This window comes from Pseudarthrobacter sp. S6 (assembly GCF_050156575.1).
Taxonomy (GTDB): Bacteria; Actinomycetota; Actinomycetes; order Actinomycetales; family Micrococcaceae; genus Arthrobacter.
Genome location: NZ_CP189581.1, coordinates 3,586,986 through 3,607,157 on the forward strand (window position 1 = coordinate 3,586,986; position 20,172 = coordinate 3,607,157).

The window sequence follows — 20,172 nt, forward strand, 5'->3', positions numbered from 1 at the left end:
AAAACCATGACCCTCCACGCCCCCGAAACTCCCGTACCGCAGGCACCTGCCAATGCCATCCTGGACCGCGAGGAAACCATCTCCCGCGATGAGCTCGAGGCCCTCCAGCTCACCCGCCTGCAGCACACGGTCGCCTACGCCTACAGCCGGGTGCCGCTGTACAAGCGCAAGTACGACGCCGCCGGCATTCACCCTACGGACCTGCGCGAACTGAGCGACCTCGGCAACTTCCCGTTCACCACGAAAGAAGACCTGCGCGCTGAGTACCCCTTCGGCATGTTCGCCGTCCCCCAGAGCGAAGTAGCCCGCGTGCACGCGAGCTCCGGCACCACGGGCCGGCCCACCGTCGTCGGCTACACCAAACAGGACCTGGCCGACTGGGCCAAACTCGTGGCCCGCTGCCTCCGGGCGTCCGGCGTCCGGCCCGGCATGAAGGTCCACAACGCCTACGGCTACGGCCTGTTCACCGGCGGACTGGGCGCGCACGCCGGCGCGGAAGCGCTGGGCTGCACCGTGATCCCGATGTCCGGCGGGCAGACCGAACGCCAGATCCAGCTCATCCAGGACTTCGCGCCGGACGCCATCCTGGCCACGCCCACCTACCTGCTCACCATCGCCGACGCGATGGCACACAAGGGCATCGACCCGACGTCCACCTCCCTCAAGTACGCGGTCCTGGGCGCCGAGCCGTGGACGCAGGAGATGCGGCACGAACTCGAAGTGACCATGAACATCAAGGCGTGCGACATCTACGGTCTGTCCGAGGTGATGGGCCCGGGCGTCGCCGGGGAAGCTGTGGAAACCCAGGACGGCAGCCACATCTGGGAGGACCACTTCCGCCCCGAAATCATTGACGCGTTCAACCCCACGGTGGGCAAGGAAAACGTGCTGCGCGATGGCGAACACGGCGAACTGGTATTCACCTCGCTCACCAAGGAAGCCCTGCCGATCATCCGCTACCGCACCAAGGACCTCACCCGCCTCCTGCCCGGCACGGCCCGCCCCGCGCACCGCCGGATGGGCCGCATCACCGGCCGCAGCGATGACATGATCATCCTGCGCGGCGTGAACCTCTTCCCGTCCCAGATCGAGGAGATCGCGCTGCGCATCCCCGAACTCAGCCCGCACTTCCAGCTCGAACTCACCCGCCCGGAAGGCCAGCGGATGGACCAGCTCACTGTCAGGATCGAACGCCGGGACGCTGTCACCCCCGAGCAGAGCACGACGGCGGCGCGCGCCCTGCAGGAACAGATCAAGATCCATGTGGGTTCTTCGTGCGCCGTTGACGTGGTGGACCCCGGCTCGCTGGAGCGGTCAAACGGGAAGTTGCGCCGGATCTACGACCTCCGGCCCAAGGCATAGGGCCCGCCACCTTCCAGCGCGAAGGGACACTTGGGGCCCCGGCCTGCGGGTCTGCTGCGCCGCTGCCGGGATTACCGAACGTTCATGGGAAAATAGCAGGTATGCCCACTACAGCAGCCCCCAACAAGCGCGGCCGTCCCGGTTACGACCAACAGTCGGTGCTGCTCATCGCCGTCGACGTCTTTAACCGGCACGGCTATGACGCCACGTCCATGGGAATCCTCGCCGAGAACCTGGGCATCTCGAAATCAGCCATTTACCACCACGTGCCGTCCAAGGGCGACCTCCTGAAGCTCGCGCTCGACCATGCGCTGGGCGGCCTGGAATCAATCCTCGAACAGCCCGGCGCGCAAAGCGGCGCGGCGGATGCGCGGCTGGAATTTGTCCTGCGGCAGACCGTGGCGGTACTCGTAGAGCGGCTGCCGTTCGTCACGCTGCTCCTGCGGTTGCGGGGCAATACTGACATTGAGCGCGACGCCCTGGAACGGCGTCGCGCGTTTGATCACGAGGTGGCCGCCCTCATTTCCGCAGCCCGCGACGAAGGATCGCTGCGCCAGGACATCGATCCGCGCACCGTCACGCGCCTGCTGTTCGGGACCATCAACTCAATCGTCGAATGGTACAAACCGGGCGGCTCCCTCACACCGGAGAAACTGGCCGACGACGTCATCACCATCGCGTTCGACGGGCTCCACGCGCAGCACTAGGTTTTCGACAAGCTCAACCACCGGGCGGTCAGAGCTGGTATTCGGCCTGCATACCCAACGTCTCGTGAACGCAGAGGATGTTGTGCTCCGTGTCCATGAACCAGGCGCATTTCTCGGAGTCCGTGGTGCAGATGTGGTTCTCGGTCTTGAGGTTGGGCAGGTCGTAGTCCTGGAACCGGACGCCCTTGGCCTCCATGTCCTGCACGATCCGCTCAATGTTTCGCACCTCGAAACTGAGGGCGGTGTGCTCGGAGTGCTTCCCGTCCGAGACCGGCAACAACTGCAGCATCGGGCCGCCGTCGCTACCGAGTAATTCGCTTCCATTGTCCGTCATTCCGCGGTGCGGGAGGCCCAGTTTTTCGGTGTAGAAACTGCGGGCGCGCGCTGCGTCATCGACGGGCAGGATGGTTGTGGCTGTGTTCATGGCTAGGTTCATTTCGCCACCTCCTACGGTGGAAATTTTACGCCGCGGCAACCCGGAAAGATCCAAATGGGGGCTACTTTTCGACCAGGGTGAGGACGTCGTAGGTGGCTACAATCTCGTCGTTCTGGTTGGTCAGGAGCGCGTCCCAGGCCACCTCGCCGTATTCGTCCGTTTCGCGCGGCGTGATCTTCTTTGCCGTCAGGGTGACCCGGATGGAATCCCCGGCAGCCACGGGTGTGATGAAGCGGAGGTTCTCCAGGCCGTAGTTGGCCAGGACCGGGCCCGGCGCCGGTTCCACGAACAGTCCGGCGGCCCAGCTCAGCAGCAGGTATCCGTGCGCCACGATGCCCGGGAAGAACGGGTTGGCTTCGGCCGCTTCCCGGTTGGTGTGGGCATAGAAGGTGTCTCCGGTGGAGTTGGCGAACGCCGTAATGTCCGCCAGGGACACTTCACGCAGGCCGGACCGGACGGCGTCGCCGATCCGCAACGAAGCCAGCGGCTTCCGGAACGGGTGCGTCCCCTCGGTCTCCATAGTGAAGTTCCGGTCCGCCCCGGTGTGCCAGAGGCCGGTGACGGCGGTGAGCATGTTGGGCGAGCCTTGGATAGCGGTGCGCTGCATGTGATGCATGACCGAGCGGATGCCGCCCAGTTCCTCGCCGCCGCCGGCGCGGCCGGGGCCGCCGTGGACCAGATGCGGGACAGGGGACCCGTGGCCGGTGGAGCTGCGGGCGTCTTCACGGTTGAGCATCAGGACACGGCCGTGGTGCGCGGCGATCCCGGTGACCAGTTCGCGTGCTACGGCCGGATCGTTGGTGCACACCGATGCCACGAGGGAGCCGCCGCCCCGGGCGGCGAGCCAGACGGCGTCGGGCAGGTCCTTGTATCCGATCACGGAGGCTACCGGGCCGAACGCCTCCAGCGAGTGGATCGCGTCGGTCTCTGCGTCAGCCCAGCTCAGCACCACCGGCGACATAAAGGCACCGGCATCCACTACACCCGTGGTACCGCCGGCAGAGGTGACCGACGGCGAATCGAGCGTTCCGTACGCAAGCTCACCGCCGGCGTCGAGCATTGACTGCACCGCGGCGCGGACGTCGGCGAGCTGCTCAAGCGACGCCAAAGCGCCCATGGTGACACCGTCGGCGCGGGGATCCCCCAGCACTACACGCTCGTCCACCCGTTTTCCAATGGCGGCGATCACCGCCGGCACCAGCTCCTGCGGGACGATGGCGCGTCGGATGGACGTGCACTTCTGGCCCGCCTTGACCGTCATTTCGGTGACCACGGACTTAATAAAGGCATCGAATTCCGGCGTGCCCTCCACCGCGTCGGGCCCAAGGATGGCGGCGTTGAGGGAGTCCGTTTCGGACGTGAACCGGACGCCGCCCTGCACCACGTTGGGATGCGATTTCAGGGACAGCGCGGTGGACGCGGAGCCGGTGAAGGCCACCAGGTCGCGGTAGTCCAGCACGTCCAGGAGGCCGCGGACGGAACCGGAAATGAGCTGCAGCGAGCCCTTGGGCAGGATGTTGGATTCGATGATCGCCTTCACCACGGCCGCCGCCACGTACCCGGTGGGGGTGGCCGGCTTGACGATGGTGGGGACCCCGGCGAGGAAGGCCGGCGCGAGTTTCTCCAGCATGCCCCAGACCGGGAAGTTGAACGCGTTGATCTGCACCGCAACACCGGGAATGCGCGTGTAGATGTGCTCGGCCACGAATGAACCGTCCTTGGACAACACCTCCATGGGACCGTCCACCACCACCTGCGAATTAGGCAGCTCGCGCCGGCCCTTGGAGCCGAACGTGAAAAGGACGCCGATGCCGCCGTCGATATCGATCATCGAGTCGATCTTGGTGGCACCGGTCTGGGCCGAAAACGTGTAGAAATGCTCGCGCCGGGCATTCAGGTACTGCGCCAGCTCCTTAAGCTTGAGCGCGCGCTGGTGGAAGGTCAGCTTGCCCAGTTCAGCCTGTCCCGTGGTGCGGCCGTAATCCACGACGGCGGCAAGGTCCAGGCCGTCGGTGCTCACCTTGGCCAGGACTTCCCCGGTGCTCGCATCCCGTACGGGGACAGCCGAAGCTGCCGAACCGGGGTCGGGAGTCCACCAGGAATCCTGGACAAAACTGGGAACGGTCTGGGCTGTGTCGACTGTGGCTTCGGCAGTGGTGGTCATCGTTGACGGGTCCTTCCAACACGGGGACAAACGGGGCCACGGCTTTACTGACCGTCCGTTCGGTAATATGTCTACAGTACATGACTGTGCCGTACTGCACACTGGAAGTTCAGCCTCGACAAAGGAGACCCATGAGCGCCCTATCCCCCGACGCCGGTGCGCGGGACGCCACCGCCCATGGTGCTGCCCCGTGGAAGATCGTCCTCGGCGAACTCGACCAGAAGATGGGTGTGAAGATCCTGGAGGAATCGGTCCAGCGCGTGGTGGCCACGATGCCGGTGGAGGGCAACAGGCAGTCGTTCGGGTTGCTCCACGGCGGCGCGTCCTTGGCGGTGGGCGAGGCTGTGGGCTCCTGGGCGGCCGTGATCCACGCCAGTACGTTGGGAAAAACTGCCGTGGGCGTGGACGTCTCAGCGACGCATCACCTCTCGGCGCGCGAGGGGCAGATCACTATCACCGCGACGCCCATCCACCTCGGCGGCACCCTGACCACGCACGAGGTCCTGATCACCAACGACGCCGGTCAGCGCCTCTGCACGCTGCGCATCACCAACCTGCTGATGAAGCCAAAGGAATAACCCTCCCACCCCCGGTTGCCGTATCACTTAACGTCGCCATCTGACGCTGATGACGACGCTAAGTGATAGGTCAACTGCGGGTGGGGCGCTGCCGCTTCCGCCGCTTCACCAAGACCAGGAACACACCGCCGACGGCAAGCGCACCGGCCGCGAGCCCGGCGAACAGAACCAGCCCGGACGCTCCAGTATTGGCCAAGCTAGCCGCCCGGCTGTCACCCAGCGGACGTACGACGCCGGCGCTGTCATCTGCCGAAGGCACCGCACCGTTCGCGGCTGGTACCTCAGCCGGCGCTGCGGCAGCAGGGATTACTACGGGGGTCGGGGCCGGCGGGGAAAGCTGGCTGACCGGGGTGAAGTCGAAGGCCACGGCTCCGGACGTGCTGAATCCGTTGACCGTTTCGGCCGTGAAACGCAGCGGTCCGGCCACAGCAGGGGCAGTAAACGACCACGCACCGCCGGCATCCACGGGCACTTCAACAGGCGCCCGTCCACTGACGGTGATCCTGATCTTCGAACCGGCCGCGACAGCCGATGCCGGAGCCGCGGCCACCACACCCGTGACGGTCTGGCCGGCGTCGAACGTTGCCCCCGGCGCGGGCGACGTCACCGTTGGCTTGTTGAGGAAAAGTTCCAGCTGGTAGCCGGGGAGCACGGCCATCGCGTCGTCGAGCGTGGCGGCGATGGCGAAGTTCTTGACGAAGCGGCCATTCTCATCGGGGGTATCCCCGGCCGAGTGTGTGCCCACTGCGTAGTTCCCGCTGACCCAGGGCCCGCCGGAATCTCCGCCGCTGGATTGGACGTCGAAGGACAGGAAACCGTTGAAGGCCCGCAGGTCTGCGGGGGCCGACGTGATGCCCCGGACCACGTAGATCCCCACCTCGTCGGTGGTTCCGCAGGACCATGCTGACGTGCGGCCGGAGCGGCAGACCGGCTGGCCAACAACAGGGGCAGCCGTTCCGATGATCTTGACGTCCGGGCCCGGCTCTGACGGATCGCCCCACGTACTGGCGGCGGGCAATGGGTCCAGGTCCGCGCGGAGTTCCTCAATGACGGCGATATCCGTTCCGACGTTGCCGGGGTTGGCTGGGTCCAGCGGATGCAGGACGGTGGAGTTTCCAGGTCCGCCGAACTGGCTGAAGCCAAACTTTCCGAGTAACCCGGCAGGCACCCCTTGGAATTGGAGCGTGGCCGTCTCCGCATCGCCGTCAGCGCTGCAGTGGCCGGCCGTGAGGACTGCGGGGAGGCCAGCGGAGTCGAAGGCCGAGAAACCTGTGGAACAGATAATGCCGTTGTCAGCGGCGTAACCCAATCCTCCGGGGACGTCTGCCTCGGGCGCGAGCGGCGCGCCGGCGTCGAGCTCCACGTTGGCGTAGCGGGCCACGAACTCGGCGGCCGAGATCTTGCCGTCCGCGATGGGGCTGGTGCGGTTGGGGCCGGTAAGACTCGGATTTCCGGCGGCCACATCAGGAACCGTGGCCTCGGACCCGTTGATGCCGCCCGTACGGACTACGAACCTGCTGCCGGTGAACGCCACGGCCTGCAACCCCACCGCGCCCACGTCGCGGAGGTACGCCTGGTACAGGTCCTGGGTGCTCCGGGCCAGTTCGGTACCGGCTGCGGGAGAAGCAGCGTTCGACGGCGGCGCGGCGGACGGTGCGTCAAGGGCAACGGCCGGGATAGCCGCGCTGAGCCTGGCCACCTCAGCCTCCAGCTCGGCTCCGGAGCCGGCAACCAGAATGCTGCCCTCGCGGATCCGTGTTCCGAGGTAGCCGGGGATGTCCCGCAGGGCCCCGGCAACGTCCGCGGCCTGCTTGCCCAGCTGGCCCGCAGCAGCAAACTCCTCGGGGGTCAGGCCAAGATCGCGGAGGGCGGCTTTGTGAAGGCCGGCATCGCTGGGCTTCGCGTCGCTCGGCTGCACGGCACTCGACTGAACGTCACTGACCCCGGAACCACCCGCCGTCGGGCTTTCCGAAACCGCAGACGGCTCAACCGCCGGCTGCTCTACAGCCCAGGCCGGCACGGCCCCGAGCCCCACGGAAAGTGCCACTCCGGCAGCCGCTGCTGCTGCAAATACACGTTTCAAACTGGGTGCCGTCACTTTCGTTCTATTCATCTGTATCGCTCCGCCGTGCCATGTACGCGGCGACCACCGCGGCCAGGCACAAAACTGCCCCGCCCACCATGAGGACGATCTAGCCCGGGAGCCACTCGCCGCCGACCGTTCCGTCGCCGAGCCCGAAGTTCTCTTCCGTGGTCCCGAAATCTGACGCGAGGACGGCCCAGAACGGCCCGGGCACAAGCATCACCACTCCCGCCACTGCGAGCGACGCTGCCACATACGTCTCGGAATTCATGGCGCCACCCGGCTGCCGAGCAGGTTCAGGACGGCGCCGAGTTCGGCCTCGGACAGGCCGTTGCGCAGCAGGAAGGTTCGCGTGTCCAGCTCTCGGACAAACTCCACCGCGGCCCGGCCGCGCCGCTCAAGCAGGGGTGTCAGTTCAGCGTCGTCGATGTAGCGTTCGCCGGCATGGGGCGGGCCGTGGGTCCGGAAGCGTTCGTTGATGCCGCGGGCGGCTTTGGCGTAACCGTCGGCGATGCGGTCATCCGGGTCGCCGGCAAGGTCCTGCAGCATGGCTGCGACCATTCCGCTGCGGTCCCGGCCCGCCGCGCAATGAACGACGACGGCGCCGGCCTCGGCTGCCCCGATGGCGCGGAATATGTCCACGAACTTTGCCGGGTAGAGCCGGACATTGTGCAGATAGTGGGCGGGGTCGTTGAGGTACGGCCCGCAGACGGCGGTGAACCGCGGATCATCGGGTTCTTCTGTGGGTGCCGAGACGATCCTGATGCCAGACCAGGCCGATTCGGGCACGTCAGGGTCGGTGTCCCGGCGCCGCGCTTCACGGGAGTTACGGAGATCAATCACGGTGCGGACGCCGTCGTCGTACGCCTGCCGCCAACCTGCCGCGGTGAGCCATTCACGGCGGCCTATCCGGTAAACGCGGCCGGCAACGTGCCAGGCATTCACGGCTCCGTCCCAGCCCACGGCTCCCCCTGTCGTCTCCACCCGGACAGCTAACCACAAAGCCGTTGCCGCATGCACGCGCGGGGCAGTTACCGGGCAGGTACCGGGCGCGGAAAAGACGGGTACTCCGACCCGACGACGGACCTTTGCGCGAGGCGTACGTTGGCTGTTACACGCCCTGTGTCACTCGTCCAATTGATAGTCAAAAGGGGAAATTCGATGGCAACTTCAGCAGTACGACGGCGGCGCTCGGCTTTTGGGGCCGGCCTCGCCACCATGGCAATGGCTTTGGGCTTCGCAGCCATCCCGGCACAAGCGGCCCCGCCGCCCCAGGCGGACTATGTGGCGCTGGGCGATTCCTACGCCGCCGGGCAGGGCGCGGCACCGTACACGGACCCGACCTGCTACGTGAGCCGCAAGGGGTACCCGGCCATTGCGGACAACCTTAAGGACATACAGCTGAACATAAATGCCGGCTGCTCCGGGTATACAACCGGAGCGGTCGCCGCCAATCTCCCGGCCAGCGTCAGTGGCGCAGAGGTCATCACCATCACGGTCGGCGCGAACGACATCGGCACCACTGGCATACTCCTGGCCTGCCTGCCAGCCCCATCGTCAGCAGCGTGCGGAGGCGCCCTGGGTGCCGCGCAGGAAAAACTGACGGACGGGACGCTGGCCACTGCCCTGGCAACAACGGTCGGCGCCATCCGGTACCAAGCCCCCACCGCCAAGATCGTCCTGACGGGCTATCCGCGCCTCTTCGCTCCTAACCACCCGTTCGCCGCGGTGGCCAACCCCATGGTGGACGGGCTCAACGCTGTCATCGCAGGTGTCGCCGGCGTTACGGGCTCCTCGTTCGTCGACGTTACGGGTGCCTTTGCGGACCACGGCGTGGGTTCCGCGGCGCCATGGATCAACTTCAACGCCACCAACATCCTGGACCCCGCCAACTTCCATCCCACCGGGAAGGGCTACCGCCTTGGCTACTATGCAAGTCTGGTCAGCCAGGGCGCCTTCGTTCTGAACTAGCCCCTCCCGTCGGGGCGTTTCGGCGGTTGGGGCGCTAAGCGTGCCTGGCGAGCCTGTGTTCAAGCCCGTTCCGGACCATGGGCCATTCGTGCTCCAGGATCGAGAACACCACAGTGTCCCGCAGCACACCATCCGCGGTCCGGGAGTGGTTGCGCAGCACGCCGTCCTGCTTCGCACCAAGCCTGGAAATTGCTTCGCGTGACTGGTGGTTCAGCCAGTGCGTCCGGAACTCCACCGCCGGGCAGCCAAGGGTCTCGAACGCGTGGCGCAGGAGCAGCAGCTTGGAGTCCGGGTTGGTGCCGGTGCCCTGTACTGACGCGGCATTCCAGGTGGAGCCGATCTCCACGCGTGGAGTGCCGGCGTCGATATTCATGTACGTGGTCATTCCGATGATCCGGCCCGGGCCGCCCGTTGCCGGGTCGATGAGGCGCGTGGTGAACGGCAGCATGGACCCCGCCTCCTGCAGGGCCAGCCGGCGCTCGATCTCCGCGGCCATCCCCTCCGGCGCGGGAACAGAGGTGTACCAGAGCTGCCACAGCTCGCCATCCTGCGTGGCCGTCACCAGGCCATCATGGTGATCGCGGCGCAGCGGCTCGAGGATGACGTGCTTGCCGGTCAGGGTGAGGGGTTCAAAGAGGATCACCCGGAAATCCTACTCAGCCCAGTCGAAGAATCCCTTGCCGGTCTTCCGTCCAAGCTCTCCGCGGGCCACCTTGTCCTTGAGGATCTGCGGCGGGGCGAAGCGCTCCCCCAGCGTGGACTGCAGGTACTCGGCAATGCCGAGCCGCACGTCCAGGCCCACAATGTCAGTGGTCCGCAGCGGGCCGGTGGGGTGTTTGTAGCCCAGGACCATGGCGTTGTCGATGTCCGCCGGCGATGCCACGCCCTCCTCCACCATCCGCATGGCCTCCAGCGCGATCGCCACGCCCAGCCTCGAGGAGGCAAAGCCCGGTGCGTCATTGACGACGACGGCGGTCTTGCCGAGTGCGTCGACCCACCTTTTCGCCGCTGCAGCCAGGTCCGGGGACGTCCGCTCGCCAAGAACCACTTCAATAAGGGTGGAAGCGGGGACAGGGTTGAAGAAGTGCAGGCCGAGGAAGTTCTGCGGGCGCTTGAGCTCACGGGCCAGGCCATTCACGGACAGGGACGAGGTGTTGGACGCCAGGAACGCGTCAATGCTCAGTCGCTCCTCAATGCCGCGGAGCGAGGTGATCTTCAGGTCCCAGTCTTCGGGGACGGCTTCGACCACCAGCCGGCGGTCCTTGAAGTCGTCGTAATCCACGGTGACATTGAGCCGGGAGACCATCTCATCCAGGTTGCCGTCAACTGCTCCACGCTCGATGCTCCTGGCCGCCGCGGCTTCCACGCGTTCACGGGCGGCCTCGGCGGACGCTTCATCGCGCTCCACCACCAGGACGTTGGCCCCTTTGATCAGGAACGCGTGGGCGATTCCCGCGCCCATGCGGCCGCCGCCCAGGACGCCGACTGTGGAGGGAAGGTTCGGGTTCGTCATGATTGTTTCTTCTCTGATTTCTTGTCGAGGAACGCCTGCATGCGGTCAAACTTGGCCTGGGATTCAAAGAGGATCCCCTGCGCCAGCTGGTCGATCAGCGGGTGGGCCTCGGCCGGGGCGTGAAACACCGACTTGGTGATCCGGACGGCCAGCGGGTCCTGGCGGCCGATCCTGTCCGCCAGGCTGTGCGCGGCATCCAGCAGGTCCGGTGCCTCGTGGATTTCGGTGATGAGGCCGGCAGCCAGGGCCTCCTCAGCCCTGAGCACCAGGCCCGCGAGCAGAATCTGCTTGGCCAGAGGCTCCCCCACGAGCTCCTTCAACCGCCAACTGGCCCCGGCCGCGGCCAGGATCCCCAGCCCTGTTTCTGGGTTGCCGATCCGGACACTGGGCGTTCCGATCCGGAAATCCGCAGCATAGGCGAGCTCGGCGCCGCCGCCCAGGCAGTACCCGTCCAGGGCGGCAATGACCGGCATGGGCAGCTTCGCGATCCGCACAAAGATCGTGGAGTTAATGCCCTGCAGGGCATCATCGCGGCGCCGCTCGCGCAGCTGGGCGATGTCCGCACCCGAGGCAAAGACGCCGTCCACCCCTGAGATGATCAGGACTTTGGGATTCTGCTCCAGCGCAGCGCAGATCACGTGCAGTTCGTCCACCATTTGCTGGTCGATGGCATTCCGGACTTCCGGGCGGTTGAGGAGGACCACCACCCGGTCTTCCCGCTCCTCGACCAAGAGGGTGCCGAAGTCAACGGTGCTCAAGGGTCCGTTCGCGCTGTCTGGGGAGGGGCTCAAGTGCCCGTTCGCGCCTTCCGGGGCGGGCATCAGACACGCTCCAGCAGCATCGCGGTGCCCTGGCCCACGCCGACGCACATCGTGGCCAGACCAATCCTGGCATCCTCGCGTTCCATCCGGCCCAGCAGGGTGATGGCGAGCCGTGAACCGCTTGAACCGAGCGGATGCCCCAGACTGATGGCGCCGCCGTCGTTATTCACAATCTCCGGGTCCAGCCCGAGCCGGCGCATGCTCGCGAGCGACTGCGTGGCGAACGCTTCGTTAAGCTCGACGGCGCCCAGGTCACCAACGCTCAGGCCGCTCCGGGCGAGCACTTTCTGCGTCGCCGGGACCGGGCCGATGCCCATGATCTCGGGTTCGCAGCCGGCGGAGGCGCCGTCGATGATCCGGGCCCGCGGCGTCAGGCCAAGACGAGCGATGGCGGCCTCGGACGCGACGATGATGGCCGAAGCGCCGTCATTCAGCGTGGACGAGTTCCCGGCCGTGACCACGGAACCGCCCGGAACCACCGGGCGCAGCCCGGCAAGGACCTCCAGGGTGGTGCCGGCACGGGGGCCTTCATCGGTGTCCACCACCGTTTCGGACTTGCGGGACTTGACCGTCACCGGGACGATCTCTTCCCTGAACCGGCCCGCGGCGATGGCGGCGAGGGACCGCTCGTGGGAGCGGACCGCGAAGGCGTCGGCGTCCTCGCGGGTGATGCCGTCCACGCGGGCCACTTCTTCGGCGGTTTCCGGCATGGAGTAAGTCATCTTGCCGTCCCGCGCCAGGCCGCCCTTCTGGAAGAGGGGGTTGACGAAGCGCCAGCCGATGGAGGTATCGAAGATCTGGCCCGGCTTGGCGAACGCCGCGGCCGGCTTCTCCTGGGCCCACGGCGCACGGCTCATGGACTCCACGCCGCCGGCAATCACCACATCCGCGGCGCCGGACTTGATCATGTGGCTGGCCTGGATAATGGCGCTCAGCCCCGACGCGCACAGCCGGTTGACCGTGATGCCGGGGATGTGGACGGGAAGCCCGGCCAGCAGGGTGGCCATCCGGGCGACGTTGCGGTTTTCCTCACCCGCACCGTTGGCATTGCCCAGGATGACTTCCTCAACACTGTCCGGATCCAGGCCCGCTCGGGACACGGCCTCGCGGATCACCAGTGCAGCCAGATCATCCGGGCGGACCGCCGACAACGCACCGCCGTACCTGCCCACGGGAGTGCGGACACCGCCAACAAGAAAAGCCTCGACCATCAGAACATCCTTTACGCCAGGGAGCCGGAATATTCGGGACCGTCCAGTGACCGCCCTATTTACCGACCGTTCGTTCTATAAAGAGTACACTCACAGAACCACGAGGCCGAGATGCCCGGCCAGAAGCGGCGCCAGCAGGCTCAGCTGATAATGGTCGATCACCACACCAGCCAGGTTCCCGAGGCCGCTGATGGTGCGGAAATCCGTGCCACGAAGGTCAAAGTCCTTCAGCCGGGCGCCGGTGAGATCCAGGGTTCCGATGGTGCAGTTCTTCAGCGCCACACGCGTCCCGGAGGCGGAGCCGAGGTCCAGTTCGTTGATGATGCAGTCGCTGATGACGACGTCGGTCAGCTTGGACCCGCGCAAATTGAGGAAGTCCAGCTTGCCACCGTCGATCCGGACAGACTGCCAGCCGGTCTCATACAGTTCAGCCGATCCCAGCCGCGGATTGTTCAGCTGCACGTCCCGCCAGGTGGAGCGGGCGGCCCGGAACACCGGCGCGTACACCTCGGACAGAATGCAATCCCGGAAAGTGGCCCCGCGGAGCTGGGTGTCATTGAAGGAGACGCCCTGGAACTCACACTCGGCGAAATCCGTGCCGCTCAGCTCCAGACCGTCGGCCGCCGCACGGCTGTACCGGACGCCGTCGTACCTTTCACCACGCTGGAAGTGCGGGGCGGGATTATCCGTGACATCCTCCAGGCTGACCGGCGAGAGCCGGGGAGCCGTTACCTTGGGGGCCTTTGCCGCCACTAGAGCGACTCGGCTTTGGCCGCGATTTCCGCCAGGTCCTTGGCAAGCGCCTTGCGCGTCATGCTCATGCCCAGCTTCCCGAAGAGTGCCATGGTCACCTTGCTGACGAACGTGGGTTTGACCACGTCGGCGCCGAAGGTCAGCGTCAGGGCCGTCCCGCCGTCACGCTCGGCCAGGCTGAAGCGGGACGTGTAATCGGCCCCGCCCTGGAGCGCCTTGACCACGGTGCTGCGGGGAGGATCGGCCTGCGCCACCCACACCTCCACAGTCTCCGCACGGCCCATCATTGTGCGCGTTTCCTTCCAGCGCGTCCCTTCGCCGTAGGGCCCGTCACTGAGCATCTGCACAGCGTCGATGCCGGACAGGGTGGCTGCGGAGCCCGGGATGTCCGAGATGACCGCCCAAACCTTTTCCGGCGTGGCATGGATGTGCTGGGTCAGGCTTGTGCTGTGTACCATGCTTCGAGCCTAGCCGGGGGCACTGACATCCGTCAGGCAACCCGTCTTCGGATCCCTTGAAATAGTAAGCATGCTTTGTGTTATTCTGAAAAGGCATTGTCAGTTCAACGGGAAACGAAAGGCGGCCAGACACATGGGCCTCGGAGACAAGATCGGTAACGAAGCAGAGCACCTGGGCGGCAAGGCCAAGGAAGCGACCGGCAACGCCACGGATAACGACAAACTCAAAGCCGAAGGCCAGGCGGACCAGGTCAAGGCTGACGCCAAGAAGGTCGGCGAAAACGTCAAGGACACCTTCAAGGACTAGTCCTCGACATTCGAACGGCGGCGGATTCCCATCGGGATCCGCCGCCGTTCCTGTCTCTGCCCATCCCGTCGATGAAGATCGGCGGCTACCCTTGGCCCATGACGTACGTAGACCTGAGTACCCAGGGTGCCGCCGCCGGCGGTTCACCTTCCCTCGGCGGATATCTCGCCACACCCGCCGGACCCGGACCTTTTCCCGCGGTCCTGATGATCCACGAGGCTTTCGGCCTGAACGACCTGGTCCGCGGGCATGCCGACCGGATGGCCCGCGCCGGATACCTGACACTCGCGGTGGACCTGTTCAGCGACGGCGGCCCGCGCCGCTGCCTGGTCAGCACCATGAGGAGCATGGTCACGAGAAGCGGCCGGGCGTTCACCGACCTTGCCACCGCCCGCACCTGGCTGGCCAGTTCGCCGCTGTCCACCGGCAAAACCGGGGTGATCGGTTTCTGCATGGGCGGCGGATTCGCGCTGCTGGTGGCCCGCGACGGCTTCGACGCGGCCTCGGTCAACTACGGCCGCCTGCCCGGCAATCTCGAGGAATCCCTCCGGGGCGCCTGCCCCATCGTGGCCAACTTCGGCGGACGGGACCGCACTCTCAAAGGCGCGGCTGACAAGCTCCAGACCGCCCTGGACAACCTCGGCATCGAAAACAGCGTCAAGGAATTCCCCACCGCCGGGCACGCGTTCCTCAACGAAACCGACCTGGGCCCGGCAGTTTTCCGGCCGCTGATGCGGGTTATGGGCATCGGCCCGGACCCGGAATCCGCCCCCGAAGCCTGGCAGCGGATCGAAGACCACTTCGCCCGGCACCTCACGAGCACGGACGACGACGGCGGGCCGCCCCCGAAAGGGTGACCCGCCGTCGTCGGACTTCTTAGCGTCCGTCCGCTAAGCGGGCGGCTGCAGAGCGGCCGGCCGCAGAGGCGAACGTCCTAGCAGAACAGCTCGCTCTTGGGCTCGTTGTTCCGGACCTTCTGCCAGCCGAGCCACAGGACCAGGGCGAAGAACGGGATGGTGGCCAGGGTCCAGAGGCCAAGGTGGAAGACCTCGCCGGACTTGCTGGTCATGGTGTCAAAGCCGATGAGCACCGTGATGGCCAGCAGGGCAATCAGGCCGGCCCAGCTGCTCCAGGTTCCGCCGGGTGCGGGCAGGGAGGAAACCTTGCCCTTCTTCTTGCGCAACGCGATCTGGCTGGCGAAGATGGCTCCCCAGGTGAAGATCACGCCGATCGAAGCGGAGTTGAGCGCCAGGTCAAAGGCGTGTGAGCCGCCGAGCCAGATGTTGAGCAAAATGCCTACGAGGTACACGGCGCCGATGGCCAGGATGGCGGCATACGGCACGTGGCTCTTGGACATCTTGGTCAGCCACTCCGGAGCGTGTCCGTTGTTGGCCATGGTGCGGAAGATCCGGCCGATCGAGTACAGGCCAGAGTTGCAGGAGGACAGTGCGGCCGTGATGACGATCATGTTCATCACGTCGCCCATCCAGCCGAGGCCCATCTGCCCGAACACGGTGACGAACGGCGAGGTACCCGCCACGTACTGGTCCGAGGGCAACAGCATGGCCAGGAGGGTCACGGAACCGACATAGAACACCACGATGCGGAAGACGACGGCGCGGATGGCCTTGGGAACTTCCTTGGCGGGGTCCTGCATTTCACCGGCAGTGATGCCGACGAGCTCAATGCCGTTGTAGGCGAAGATCACGGCGTTCAGGACCAGGATCATCACCAGGGCGCCCTTGGGGAACATCCCGCCTTCGGCCGCGAAGAGGTTGTTCACGGAAGCGTTCCCGTCGCCCACCCGGGCGTTGGTGACCACCATGAAGGTGCCCACGGCAAGGAAGATCAAGATGGCGCCGACCTTGAGGCAGGAGGCCCAGAATTCGAATTCTCCGAACGCCTTGACGCTCAGGAGGTTGACGCCCACGAGCAGCAGCAGCGCTGCGATGGCGGACAGTTCAACAGGCACGTTGGGGAAGAAGAACTGGAAGTACAGTCCGATCGCAATGAGTTCGGCGATGCCGGTCATGGCCCAGTTGATGAAGTACATCCAGCCGGACAGGTACGCGCCCTTCTTGCCGAACATTTCACCGGCGTAGCTGACGAAGGAACCCGACGTCTGGCGGTACATGATCAGCTCGCCCAGGGCCCGCATCAGCAGGTAGGCGATGACGCCGGCAATGGCGTAGGAGAAGATGAGGGCGGGGCCCGTGGAGGCCAGGCGTCCGCCGGCACCCATAAAGAGGCCGACGCCGATGGCGCCACCCATGGCAATCATGGTCACCTGGCGGCCGCTCAGGGATTTTTTGTAGCCCTCGGCGCTGAGGGTGGAGTCGACAACGGCGGATTGCGCCGTGGGGCTCTCGAGTTCTGTGGGGGTACTTTGAGGCACAACAATTCCTTGTGGGTAGGGGATTGGCCGGAACCGGAAACCTCGAGTTTTTGTCCAGATAATTCGGGATAATCCCGCATCTGGGGTATTTATATGGACAAAAACTCTAAGGCGTCGAAGGTTCGCACGGCCTGTCCATCCTACAAGATCCGAACCGCAACAAGTGACGCGGGCTACACCCGAGCCCGGTTAAGGCAAACTTTTGCCACGTATATGGTGGCTTTGCAGAACAATGTTCTGTTCGGCATCCTCCTGGACGCTGAACGTGCGCAGAGGTTCGGCGCCGGTGCTGGAGCAGCCCGTTTCCAGACTGAACGCGTGCTGGTGCAGCGGGCATATCACCACCTGCAGGTCGATGGTTCCGTCCGCAATGGGACCGCCGCGGTGCGGACAGACGGCGGACAGTGCGCGCAGGGACCCATCCCTCAGCCGGAAGACCGCCACCTGCTCGCCGTCAACCCCGAAGGCGCGCCCTTCGCCAAACGGGATCTGGTCCACGGGCCCAAGGCTGTGGCTGTTGGTGCTGACGGGCACGGTGCTCATTGGACCGGCACCTGGGGCAGGACGGTGAGCGGAAGCGCCGTCCGGAACTGGCCAGGCGTAAGCGGATCGTCGCGTTCGCTCCACGGGTCCACGTAGCTGTCCACGGCGGCCTGCATCGCGGCGTCCAGTTGCGCGGCGATGCCTTCGGAATCGTCCACGATCACCGCACGGAGGTGTTCGATGCCCACCCGCGGCACGAAGGCGTAGGTCCGTTCCAGCCAGTTGGCCTGTTCCCGGTAGTACTGCATAAAGCGGCCGGTGAGGAGCTTGACCTTCCCCGGATCGTCCACGGTGGCCAACAGGTCGCCCTTGCGGATGTGCGCCCCCGCCGCTCCCCCGACGTAGAGTTCCCAGCGGCCGCCCTCCACAGCCACCACACCCACATCCTTGACCAGCGATTCCGCGCAGTTCCGCGGGCAGCCGGACACAGCCAGCTTCAGCTTGGCCGGCGACTCGATCCCCTGGAACCGGGACTCGATCTCGATGCCCAGCTTGGTGGAATCGCCGGTGCCGTAACGGCAGAAGTCCTTCCCCACGCAGGTCTTCACCGTGCGGAAGCTCTTGCCGTAGGCGTACCCGGAGGGCATGTCCAGGTCCGCCCACACCTGCGGCAGGGCTTCCTTGGGGATTCCCAGCAGGTCGATCCGCTGCCCGCCGGTCAGCTTGATCAGGGGTACCTTGTGCTTTTCGGCGACGTCGGCGATCCGGCGCAGCTGCTGCACGGACGTCACTCCGCCCTTCATCTGCGGGACCACGGAGAACGTGCCGTCGCGCTGGATGTTGGCGTGCACCCTGTCGTTGATGAAGCGGGCGTCGCGTTCGTCGATGTACCGGTCCGCGAGCATCATCTTCAGCAGTGAGGCCAGTCCCATTTTGGACTTCGCGTCCTCGGCCCTGCCGGGAGCCAGGGCCGTGAATACCTGGGACACGGAGCGCAGGCCCTGCTTGCGGATGGCGGCCATCAGGGCCGGCTTGTCCAGCGGGATCCCGGGAACGTAGTAGCTTGCGGCCGGGTCATCTTCAACTGCGCCGTCCGCCGCCCACTCCACCACTTGCTTGACCAGGAGTTTGCAGGAACCGCAGCCTTTGCCCGCCCGGGTGGCGTCCATCGCGCCGGAAACCGAGGTGCAGCCGCCCTTCACGGCGTCCACCAGGGCCTTCTTGCTGACGCCGTTGCAGTTGCAGACCTGGGCGCCGTCGTCGAGCTCGGCCACGCCCACGTCCTCCCCCGGCCCGCCGACGTCGAACATCAGGGCGATCCGCTCCTGCGGCAGGGGCAACCCGCGGTCGTAGGCCTGCGTCAGGTAGGCCACCTTCCGGCTGTCGCCCAGGAGCGTGGCGCCCACCATTTTGTTGTCGCGGACCACGATGGACTTGAACACCCCGCGGCTGGGCTCCGAGAAGACAATGTGTTCGTCGGTGTCGAGTTCGGGACCGTGCAGTCCCATGGATGCGACGTCGACGCCGGCCACCTTGAGCTTGGTGGCGGTCCGCGAGCCGAGGTAGGCCGCGGAGGTGTCGGCGCCGGTCACGTGGTTGGCGAGCACTACTGCCTGTTCCCACAGCGGCGCCACCAGGCCGTAGACCTCGCCGCGGTGCTGGACGCACTCCCCCACGGCGTAGATCTCGTCTTCGTCCTGGACCCGGAGCCGGTCATCCACCACGATGGCCCGCTCCACCGGCAGCCCGCTCAGTACCGCCATGTCCACGTTCGGACGGATCCCCGCAGCCACCACCACCATGTCGCAGGCGATGTCGTCCCGGTCCCTGAGGCTGACGCCGGTCACCCGGTCCGAACCGAGGACAGCAGCGGTACGGCTGGACGTGTGCACCCGGATACCGAGGGCCTCCACGCTCCTGCGCAGCACCGCGCCGCCGTCGGGCCCCATCTGAGCGTTCATGAGGTGCCCGCCGGAGTGGACCACCTCCACCTCGATCCCGTGGCTTTTCAGGCCGTAGGCCGCCTCGAGACCGAGCAGGCCGCCGCCGATCACCACCGCCCGTAGGTGCTGCTCCTGCTGCGCGTGCTGGACCATCCTCCGGGTGTCGTCGATGGTGCGGAACCCGAAGACACCGTTCTTCACGGACCCGCCAGGTGTGTAGAGCCCGTCCATCGGAGGCATGTGGGAGCGGCTGCCGGTGGCGATAATGAGGGTGTCGTAGGGGGTCACCCGGCCGTCGTTGGAGAAGACATGCTTGGTGAATTTGTCGATCCGGTCAACACGGACGCCGGCATGAAGGGTGATGCTGTTCTCGCGGTACCAGGACAGGGCGTTCAGGAAGATGTCGGCGTCGTTTTCCTCGCCGGAGAGGACGTGGCTGAGCATGATCCGGTTGTAGTTTCCGTAGGGCTCGTCGCCGAACATGGTGATGGTGAACTGGTCCGCGCCGCCGCGGGCCAGGATCTCCTCCATAGCCCGGGCACCGGCCATCCCGTTGCCCACCACCACCAGCCGACGGCGCGGCGCGGCGCCTGAGTGCCTGCCCTGCGGCCGGTCCAGCACGCTGGTCATCAGTGCTCCACCATGCCCAGGTCCACCACCACGGATCCCCCAACACCATCCGGGGCGGCGAGATAGAGCTCCACCACCGAGCCGCCGTCGATGTCCTCCACCACCCGCAGCGGCACATGGACTTCGCTCTTGGCGCCGATGGGGAAGTAACGCATGGGCACGCCGTTGCGCAACAGCACCACCGTGATGAGTTCGCTGCTCGAATTTCCGCCCCGGAAATACAGCGTCTGGTTGATGACACCGTCCGGAACGTAGTGCGACAGTTCACTGTGGATGGGTACGGGTTTTTCCAGCCCGGTACCCACAAACGGGAAAATGCCCTGCAGGAAAAGGTTCTTGGTGATCACGGACAGATCC

Annotated in this window: 21 protein-coding genes; 6 read left to right on the top strand and 15 right to left on the bottom strand. The window is 65.9% G+C overall.

Features of this window, described 5'->3' with window-relative positions; genetic code table 11:
• The first annotated feature begins 6 nt into the window (after positions 1–6).
• A complete protein-coding gene (locus ACQCS0_RS17195; RefSeq protein ID WP_354155240.1) occupies positions 7–1,362 on the top strand; it encodes an AMP-binding protein in 1,356 nt (451 codons plus the stop codon).
• A gap of 101 nt (positions 1,363–1,463) precedes the next feature.
• Positions 1,464–2,069, top strand: a complete 606-nt coding sequence (locus tag ACQCS0_RS17200; RefSeq protein WP_160673990.1) for a TetR/AcrR family transcriptional regulator — start codon at positions 1,464–1,466, stop codon at positions 2,067–2,069.
• Positions 2,070–2,097: 28 nt separating this feature from the next.
• On the opposite strand, the gene ACQCS0_RS17205 is transcribed toward ACQCS0_RS17200, so the two are convergent.
• Both ACQCS0_RS17205 and paaZ read right to left on the bottom strand, forming a co-directional pair.
• Positions 2,098–2,493, bottom strand: a complete 396-nt coding sequence (locus ACQCS0_RS17205) for a VOC family protein (RefSeq protein ID WP_354155239.1) — start codon at positions 2,491–2,493, stop codon at positions 2,098–2,100.
• 73 nt (positions 2,494–2,566) lie between these two features.
• Positions 2,567–4,669: a phenylacetic acid degradation bifunctional protein PaaZ gene (paaZ, locus tag ACQCS0_RS17210; protein ID WP_354155238.1), complete on the bottom strand. Its 2,103-nt coding sequence runs from the start codon at positions 4,667–4,669 to the stop codon at positions 2,567–2,569.
• Positions 4,670–4,800: 131 nt separating this feature from the next.
• Between paaZ and ACQCS0_RS17215 the strand changes: the two genes are divergently transcribed.
• The gene (locus tag ACQCS0_RS17215; protein WP_354155237.1) at positions 4,801–5,247 is read left to right on the top strand and encodes a hotdog fold thioesterase; all 447 of its coding nucleotides are present in this window, start codon (positions 4,801–4,803) and stop codon (positions 5,245–5,247) included.
• Positions 5,248–5,317: 70 nt separating this feature from the next.
• Here the strand turns inward: ACQCS0_RS17215 and ACQCS0_RS17220 are convergent, their stop codons facing one another.
• From ACQCS0_RS17220 to ACQCS0_RS17230, 3 genes are all read right to left on the bottom strand, one after another.
• The gene (locus ACQCS0_RS17220) at positions 5,318–7,330 is read right to left on the bottom strand and encodes a S1 family peptidase (RefSeq protein ID WP_354155236.1); all 2,013 of its coding nucleotides are present in this window, start codon (positions 7,328–7,330) and stop codon (positions 5,318–5,320) included.
• Positions 7,331–7,439: 109 nt separating this feature from the next.
• Positions 7,440–7,601 (bottom strand): hypothetical protein, encoded by a 162-nt coding sequence (locus ACQCS0_RS17225; RefSeq protein ID WP_354155235.1) that lies wholly within the window; start codon positions 7,599–7,601, stop codon positions 7,440–7,442.
• Positions 7,598–8,293 carry a tyrosine-protein phosphatase gene (locus tag ACQCS0_RS17230; protein WP_354155234.1) on the bottom strand — a complete coding sequence of 232 codons (696 nt, stop codon included), beginning with the start codon at positions 8,291–8,293 and terminating at the stop codon, positions 7,598–7,600. Before ACQCS0_RS17230 ends, ACQCS0_RS17225 begins: the two co-directional genes overlap by 4 nt.
• A gap of 198 nt (positions 8,294–8,491) precedes the next feature.
• On the opposite strand from ACQCS0_RS17230, the gene ACQCS0_RS17235 reads away from it, so the two are divergent.
• Positions 8,492–9,301, top strand: coding sequence for an SGNH/GDSL hydrolase family protein (locus ACQCS0_RS17235; protein WP_354155233.1), 810 nt, complete (start codon positions 8,492–8,494; stop codon positions 9,299–9,301).
• A gap of 34 nt (positions 9,302–9,335) precedes the next feature.
• Here the strand turns inward: ACQCS0_RS17235 and ACQCS0_RS17240 are convergent, their stop codons facing one another.
• The 6 genes from ACQCS0_RS17240 to ACQCS0_RS17265 all read right to left on the bottom strand — a co-directional run bounded on the left by ACQCS0_RS17240 (position 9,336) and on the right by ACQCS0_RS17265 (position 14,057).
• Positions 9,336–9,944, bottom strand: a complete 609-nt coding sequence (locus ACQCS0_RS17240; protein ID WP_354155232.1) for a GNAT family protein — start codon at positions 9,942–9,944, stop codon at positions 9,336–9,338.
• A gap of 9 nt (positions 9,945–9,953) precedes the next feature.
• The gene (locus tag ACQCS0_RS17245; protein WP_354155231.1) at positions 9,954–10,814 is read right to left on the bottom strand and encodes a 3-hydroxyacyl-CoA dehydrogenase family protein; all 861 of its coding nucleotides are present in this window, start codon (positions 10,812–10,814) and stop codon (positions 9,954–9,956) included.
• Positions 10,811–11,635 carry an enoyl-CoA hydratase/isomerase family protein gene (locus ACQCS0_RS17250; RefSeq protein WP_426938855.1) on the bottom strand — a complete coding sequence of 275 codons (825 nt, stop codon included), beginning with the start codon at positions 11,633–11,635 and terminating at the stop codon, positions 10,811–10,813. The genes ACQCS0_RS17245 and ACQCS0_RS17250 overlap by 4 nt, the downstream gene beginning before the upstream one ends.
• Complete coding sequence (locus tag ACQCS0_RS17255) at positions 11,635–12,846, bottom strand: acetyl-CoA C-acyltransferase (RefSeq protein WP_354155229.1); 1,212 nt, start codon at positions 12,844–12,846, stop codon at positions 11,635–11,637. The genes ACQCS0_RS17250 and ACQCS0_RS17255 overlap by 1 nt, the downstream gene beginning before the upstream one ends.
• Before the next feature lie 90 nt (positions 12,847–12,936).
• Positions 12,937–13,599, bottom strand: coding sequence for a pentapeptide repeat-containing protein (locus tag ACQCS0_RS17260; RefSeq protein WP_354155228.1), 663 nt, complete (start codon positions 13,597–13,599; stop codon positions 12,937–12,939).
• A complete protein-coding gene (locus tag ACQCS0_RS17265) occupies positions 13,599–14,057 on the bottom strand; it encodes an SRPBCC family protein (RefSeq protein WP_354155227.1) in 459 nt (152 codons plus the stop codon). Before ACQCS0_RS17265 ends, ACQCS0_RS17260 begins: the two co-directional genes overlap by 1 nt.
• A gap of 133 nt (positions 14,058–14,190) precedes the next feature.
• Here ACQCS0_RS17265 and ACQCS0_RS17270 point away from each other — a divergent pair, with 133 nt between their 5' ends.
• A complete protein-coding gene (locus tag ACQCS0_RS17270; protein ID WP_282330097.1) occupies positions 14,191–14,364 on the top strand; it encodes a CsbD family protein in 174 nt (57 codons plus the stop codon).
• A 98-nt stretch (positions 14,365–14,462) separates the two neighbouring features.
• Positions 14,463–15,221 carry a dienelactone hydrolase family protein gene (locus ACQCS0_RS17275; protein WP_354155226.1) on the top strand — a complete coding sequence of 253 codons (759 nt, stop codon included), beginning with the start codon at positions 14,463–14,465 and terminating at the stop codon, positions 15,219–15,221.
• Between the two features lie 77 nt (positions 15,222–15,298).
• Here the strand turns inward: ACQCS0_RS17275 and ACQCS0_RS17280 are convergent, their stop codons facing one another.
• From ACQCS0_RS17280 to ACQCS0_RS17295, 4 genes are all read right to left on the bottom strand, one after another.
• Positions 15,299–16,759 (bottom strand): amino acid permease, encoded by a 1,461-nt coding sequence (locus ACQCS0_RS17280; protein ID WP_354155225.1) that lies wholly within the window; start codon positions 16,757–16,759, stop codon positions 15,299–15,301.
• A 189-nt stretch (positions 16,760–16,948) separates the two neighbouring features.
• Positions 16,949–17,302, bottom strand: coding sequence for a Rieske (2Fe-2S) protein (locus ACQCS0_RS17285; protein WP_354155224.1), 354 nt, complete (start codon positions 17,300–17,302; stop codon positions 16,949–16,951).
• Positions 17,299–19,815 (bottom strand): nitrite reductase large subunit NirB, encoded by a 2,517-nt coding sequence (gene nirB / locus ACQCS0_RS17290; protein ID WP_354155223.1) that lies wholly within the window; start codon positions 19,813–19,815, stop codon positions 17,299–17,301. The genes ACQCS0_RS17285 and nirB overlap by 4 nt, the downstream gene beginning before the upstream one ends.
• Positions 19,815–20,162, bottom strand: a complete 348-nt coding sequence (locus ACQCS0_RS17295; protein WP_354155222.1) for a molybdopterin oxidoreductase — start codon at positions 20,160–20,162, stop codon at positions 19,815–19,817. Before ACQCS0_RS17295 ends, nirB begins: the two co-directional genes overlap by 1 nt.
• Positions 20,163–20,172: the final 10 nt, after the last annotated feature.